1 protein-coding gene is annotated in these 646 nt (G+C 44.0%); it reads left to right on the top strand.

The annotated features are described in order from the left end of the window. Positions 1 to 30: 30 nt before the first annotated feature. Positions 31 to 646: efflux RND transporter periplasmic adaptor subunit (locus tag Q0C19_RS06210; protein WP_295053982.1), on the top strand; the 616-nt coding region annotated here is incomplete at its 3' end.

Consider the following 646-nt stretch of genomic DNA (forward strand, 5'->3'; position numbering starts at 1 on the left):
TTGGTAATGAAAAAAAGGTTCTTGCTGCTCATGATCGCAACGGCGATGATGGCGGAAATCAAAATGAGCGAAGCACAAATGAAAAAAATGGGCGTTGTGGTCGAATCGGTGAGAGAGATACAATCCGAAGCGATGGGGCCTTTTATCGGAACATTCGATTATAACGATAAGGGGGCCAGAAATTATACGCTTAGTGCAGAAGCAACGGTCGCTGAATTAATGAAACAAACCGGAGATACGGTGAAGCAAGGTGAAGTCATTTGTACCATCGCATCATCGGAGCTGCTTGCAAGCAGCTATGAACTCAACGACCTTCGCAATCGCCTAAAATTGGCGCAAGAATATGCTCAAAAAGACCATGCCCTTTACAAAGACGGCGTACTTTCCTTACGCGAATCCCAAAAAAGTACGTTGGAGGTCATGAGTTTAAAATCCAAAATCGGAGAAATTGAAAACCGTTTTGTCTTTTCAGGTGCTGATATGCATCCCAAAAACGGGATGATGTTCACCATACGGGCGCGTCAAAGCGGAATACTGGCGCATGCTCCTTTAAAAGCCGGAGAAAAAATTGAACCGTTTATCCCTTATTTGAAAATTGCCCGCGCCAATGCTTTGAGTGCGTATATAAAAATCCCCCCTAAAATGA

This window comes from Sulfuricurvum sp., assembly GCF_023250475.1.
Taxonomy (GTDB): domain Bacteria; phylum Campylobacterota; class Campylobacteria; order Campylobacterales; family Sulfurimonadaceae; genus Sulfuricurvum.